This is a genomic window from Sphingobacteriales bacterium, assembly GCA_012517435.1.
Classification (GTDB): Bacteria; Bacteroidota; Bacteroidia; order CAILMK01; family JAAYUY01; genus JAAYUY01.
Genome location: JAAYUY010000066.1, coordinates 1 through 5,369, shown reverse-complemented (window position 1 = coordinate 5,369; position 5,369 = coordinate 1). Strand labels below are relative to the sequence as shown.

The window sequence follows — 5,369 nt, the reverse complement described above, 5'->3', positions numbered from 1 at the left end:
TCTTTTCCCCTGAACCAGTATCCGATAAAGGCTTTTCGCATAAAATACAGATTGCTGATCCGGAATCCGCCTTCATTCAGGCGATCCACACACAATTCATAAGTGGTAACATAAGATTGTTCAAAATTCACCTTAAAGTTTTTGGGATCGAAGTTTTGCAGCATATATTCCGCCTTACGGTTGCTGAGTTTGAGTTCATATTGCCCTCCACCTTTGATAATAATGCCCTTTTTGTACGAGGTAAGGAGAAGCTCTTTCATTTCTTCAGACCGAGTCCCTTCTGGTTCAAGCAGGATGTATATTTCTGCATAAATAATAGCCCACAACTGCTCAGGGGTTTCGGAGTAAAGTTTTGCTGCATAGTAGTAGTTTTCTTTTTCTTTGGGGTCGAGGTCGATGGCTTTTTCAAAATATGCCAATGCTTTTTCTTTGTCTGTGGACATTAGATTTTTTGCTTCCTCATTGAATTCCTTTGCTGTGGAAGGCTCTTTTTTAGGAGGGGGTTTCAGTTTGTGTTTAAAATCAATGCCGGCTTTTGAATAAAGGTCAGGAATAAAACCTTTGTAATCATCAAATTCTTCACTACCGAGAATTTTTTCAAGCGTTTCAACCCCTTTTTTATATTCAGCATTTTTATAATACGCATAAGCGAGTTCATAGGCAATGCTTTTGTTTTGCGGATCAAGTTTAAATGCTTTTTTCAGCGATTTTATGCCATTTTTAAGGTCGCCTTTGTCGAGATAAACCGTTCCTTCACGCATGAGATTGACAGCCTTTTCGACTTTCTTTTGTCCGTAAATATTTGATGAACAAATTATTAATGCGGAAAATAACCATAATAACTTTTTCATGTTGTCTTTATTTTAAGATAATCTTTTGACATGAATTAAAATCACCGGAAGAAATCCTGACCAGATACATGCCCTTGCTGAATCCTGTCAGATCAATATTTTTGAAGATTTCAGGCGTATTGTTGTTTTCAGTTGTATGGTAAACAGTTTTTCCCAACAGATCACTGATTGTTATATCTATTTCATTTTCAAAATTTTGTTTAAGATAAACGGATATTTTTCCTTCGGCAGGATTAGGAAATACCGAAAACGCCTGAACTTTGGACGGATGCAGTGGTAAACCTGCAGGCCAGAGTGTTGAGGCTGAATCGAATATCCCCTGGCTCATGTTATAATAGGTTCCGCTATGGCTTTGCTGAAGTTTCACTGCCCTGACCATGTAAACATTGTTCCCGTTGTCTGAAAGCGGATCAATAAATGAAGTGCCTGCAACCAGATCGTTGTTGATTTTTTCAAAATTACCGGAAATGGTTTTTGCCCTGTAAATGTTGTAACCTAAAACAAAGGGGTCAGAAGAAGCAGTCCAGCTAAGCCTGATGGTAACATTGCCGATGCTGTCGGCCTTCAGATTTGCAGGCGGACTGACAACATGCATACGCAGGGTGGGATCACCCATTAAAGCAATATGTATCCATCCGGCACCGTAACCTGTAGCATATAAGGAAGTATTGTTTTGTGTGAGTTTTGTGCTGTAGCCAATGCAATCACCCATGGCCATGTGGTGGATATGCCAGTTGGGACGTCCTGCCCAGAAGCATGTAAGTGCTTGTCCTTCAGCGGCTAATGGTGCACGTAGAAAGTTGTTGTCGCTGTCCCAGTCGCCAAAATAAGAGCCAAACAAAATGGTAAATACCGTTTTAACCGGAGTGCTGACAAAATTGCCCGTATTTCCGATTCCTCCGCAGGAAGTATAGCTTCCGCCACCGCATCCATAACTCCATAAATAATTATCAGTGGAAAGTGTTCCGAAATAATCTCTGGTGAAAATACTGTCGGGGCCGAACATCAGAGAAAAATTGCGCCATCCGGTCTGGGCAAAGCCCTCATCATAGCTTTGAAAATTATCATCAATCAGACCTCTTTCCACTGTATTGAACCGGCCATGCCGGAAAGCATGATTTTTAGCCAGATATTGCCGGATGAGGGAAGTATCGGCTTTCGGGAACTGAGACATACGGTAAAGGTCAACTCTTCCGCACTGTAGGTCAACAGGGGAGGGAAGTACCGACTGGTCATATTTCCCGTCTCCGGCTACGTTTTTATTTTCTTCGCGTGCAGCAGAGGAATTATTGACGGTATTGTCTGTCCATGTTCCGTCAAGGTCGGCATAGAATACATCGGCTGGCCAGGCACCCAGATGGTCGGGATGAGCATCCGGATTTAAATTGCCGGAATAGGGAACAGCAATTCTTCCTAAAAGAAATAATGTGTTGATATCCGGATTTTTATTGCATTGCTGAACAATCAGGTTTTTGACATCGGCAACGCTCATGCTCCGGGGAACGAAAATACCTGTTACTTCCCAGCCATCTCCGATTAAATCGGTTTCAAGCAGGCGAAGCTCTTCTGAATACATGCTTAAAACACTGTCAATCAATAATAAAACAGTACCTCTTTTTTCAGTTGTCGGTAATTTGATTCCACTGTAAACATAAGATACTCCGGCAGGGTTTCCAACACCCGTATTGCAATATACCTGATATTCATATCCTTTCCCAATTTCGACATTAACATCGGTAAATCCGGTTGAGGTTCCGGGTAAGGTAGCATAAGCTGCTCCCCAGCCGGTAGCTTCTTTTTCTTTCCGGTTGATACGGTAATATTGGGCATTTGCGTTCAGAGGCCACTGCAACTGTATGGACGGTGGATTTTCCTGAACCACTACACTTACCTTGACCACCTGATTTTCTGCTTTTGTCTGGGAAAATAATTCATGATTGAAAAACAGAACACCCATGCAAAAGAACAGCAAAAGTTTTCCTTTCATTTGTGTTGATTTTGGGTAAAAAATTATTTCCAAAGGTATAATGTTTTTGAAACATATCTAACCCTGTTTTTATTCACAGAGAAGGTTTGTTAAGGCCTTTCCGATGTCAGGAAAAATAAATCTGAAGTTCTCATTCAGGAGTTTTTCAGGTATTGCTCTTTCGCCATTGAGCAGAATGGCCTCTGCCATTTCACCAAACATTAATTTGAGTAAAAATGCAGGTTTTTTAAAAATATCAGGCCTTTTCAAAATACCGGCTACTGTGTGGCTGAATTTTTTTTCTGTTACGGGTTCAGGGGCTGTCAGATTATAGATGCCTTCAGACCGGCTGTTTTCGATGATATACTGAATAGCCCTGACATGGTCGAAATAATGAATCCATGAACGCCACTGCCTTCCTGTGCCTACCGGGCCACCGAGAAATAGTTTATACGGGAGCAGGGATCTTTTCAACATACCACCGGCAGTACTTAAAACGATTCCTGTGCGGATGATGGCATAACGTCTGAATAAAAATGCATTTGAATGAATCAGATTTTCTGTTTTTTCGACAACATCGGCCAGAAAACCACTTCCTTTTGGTGAGCTTTCTGTACTGATTTCCCCTTTTTTATTATCATAATAACCAATGGCTGAGCCCTGAATAAACAGCTCAGGACTGTCTTGTGACTGACGGATGGCTTTGAGCAGACTCTCAACAGCACTTATCCGGCTGCTGATGATTTTGCTTTTAAATGAAGATGTCCATGCAAAGGATGAAATATTTTCACCTGCAAGGTTGATGATGGCATATTTTCCGGAAAACAAATTTTTATCATGGCTGAGGTCATCCCATGTCACTGCAAGAGCTACATTCCCAAATATTTGCGTGGCTTTTTCCTTGTTTCTTGAAATGACCATAGGCCGGTATCCGCTGTCATATAGGTGCCTGACCAGATATTGACCTATCAGTCCGGTTCCTCCGGCAATAAATATTTTTATGCTGGTATCCATGTATTTGGTTCTTTCAATGAATGAACAAAATTAATGAATTTATGTTCGCTTACCATCTTTTATCTCTCCAACCTGATTAAACATGACAAATAAAATTACAATTCCTGTTTGCTTCTTATTTTTACCCCTCCTTGACAAATGCTTATGAAGGCTGCAAAAAGCAAAAAGACGCAAAAAAAAACCAAAACATCAACTGCATGGTTTGAAAATCTGAATAACCGGAGGGTGTTTATTTTGCTCGCTCTCTTGTGCTTTATCTATTACGGAAACACCATTTTTAATGACTATTCACTTGATGATGTGTATGTTACCAATAACGAACAGGTTAAAAAAGGTTTTTCAGCCATCGGAGAAATCTTTACCACCCAATATGCCCGCAATATATTTGAAGATGGGGAATCGCTCAGTTTTGGCTATCGTCCGGTTGTTAAAACAACTTTTGCCATTGAATATGCCATATTTGGCTCTAATCCACACATCAGCCACCTGATCAACCTGTTGCTGTATCTGTTAACTGTCTTTATGGTTTTTGTCATTTTAAAAAAACTATTCTCCTCTTATGACCATGCAGGCATCTTGTTTCCATTGACCATTACCATTCTGTTTCTGATTCACCCCGTTCATACTGAGGTGGTCAGTAGTCTGAAGAACAGGGATGAATTGATGAGTTTTCTTTTTTCTCTCTTATCCTGCTGGTTTTTCTATCATTTTACCACCGGAAAAGGCATTCATCACCTGATCACAGGTTTGGTATTATTTGTAAATGCTTATCTTTCAAAAAGTTCTGCCATAGCTTTTCTGGCAGTCATTCCATTTTTACTGTGGTTTATGCCGGAAGCCAATAAAAAAAGAATAGTGTTGGTAGCAGCTGTTTTGGTGATGGCATGGATAGGAATTAAGTTCGGGGTTGCTCAGTTGTTTCCCGACAGGTCCCGCCCCAAACAGTTTGTCGAAAACCCAATGCTGAATTACAATAAACTTCAGCGTATTCCGACAGGCTTGTTAATCCTGCTTTTTTATCTGAAAATGATTTTCATTCCTTATCCCATGCGTTTTTATTACGGATATAACCTCTTTCCCGTAAAAACATGGGAAGATCCTGTAGTTTGGGTTTCACTGGTCATACATCTGGCACTCTTTATCCTTGCTTTATATTCCTTTAAGAGAAAAAAATGGCTTTTCTGGGGCATCATTCTTTATCTCATCTTTATTTCCATGTATTCAAACATTGTGAGGCTGATCATGGGAATTGCGGCAGACAGATTTTTGTATGCTGCCTCTCTTGGCTTTTCGATAGTGGTGGCTGGCTTTTTATTTCAGGTTTTTAAAATATCTCAGGATTTCAGGCAGGTAACTGCACGGAATTTAAAGAATTTTGGTGTTATCCTGTTGTTGCTGTTTGTGATAACGGTAATTTACACCAACCGTAGAAATGTACAATGGAAAACTCAGGAAAGTCTGGTTGCTCATGATATTGACTACCTTAAGAATTCAGCAAGAGCAAATTACATTTATGCAGGGATGCTTAAAAATGAAGC

At 40.2% G+C, this 5,369-nt stretch carries 4 protein-coding genes; 1 reads left to right on the top strand and 3 read right to left on the bottom strand.

Features of this window, described 5'->3' with window-relative positions; translation table 11 throughout:
- The 3 genes from GX437_03760 to GX437_03750 all read right to left on the bottom strand — a co-directional run.
- Positions 1-851 (bottom strand): tetratricopeptide repeat protein (locus GX437_03760; protein NLJ06769.1); only part of this gene is annotated, 851 nt, incomplete at its 3' end.
- Positions 852-858: 7 nt separating this feature from the next.
- On the bottom strand, positions 859-2,838 hold the full coding sequence (locus GX437_03755; GenBank protein NLJ06768.1) for a T9SS type A sorting domain-containing protein: 1,980 nt from the start codon (positions 2,836-2,838) through the stop codon (positions 859-861).
- Positions 2,839-2,907: 69 nt separating this feature from the next.
- Positions 2,908-3,831, bottom strand: a complete 924-nt coding sequence (locus tag GX437_03750) for a TIGR01777 family protein (protein NLJ06767.1) — start codon at positions 3,829-3,831, stop codon at positions 2,908-2,910.
- Between the two features lie 144 nt (positions 3,832-3,975).
- Between GX437_03750 and GX437_03745 the strand changes: the two genes are divergently transcribed.
- On the top strand, positions 3,976-5,369 hold a 1,394-nt coding region (locus tag GX437_03745), incomplete at its 3' end, for a hypothetical protein (GenBank protein NLJ06766.1).

What these genes read in the sequence shown, in the direction of transcription:
- GX437_03755 (NLJ06768.1), bottom strand. Translation starts at nt 2,838, where the DNA reads ATGAAAGGAAAACTTTTGCTGTTCTTTTGCATGGGTGTTCTGTTTTTC.
- GX437_03750 (NLJ06767.1), bottom strand. Translation starts at nt 3,831, where the DNA reads ATGGATACCAGCATAAAAATATTTATTGCCGGAGGAACCGGACTGATA.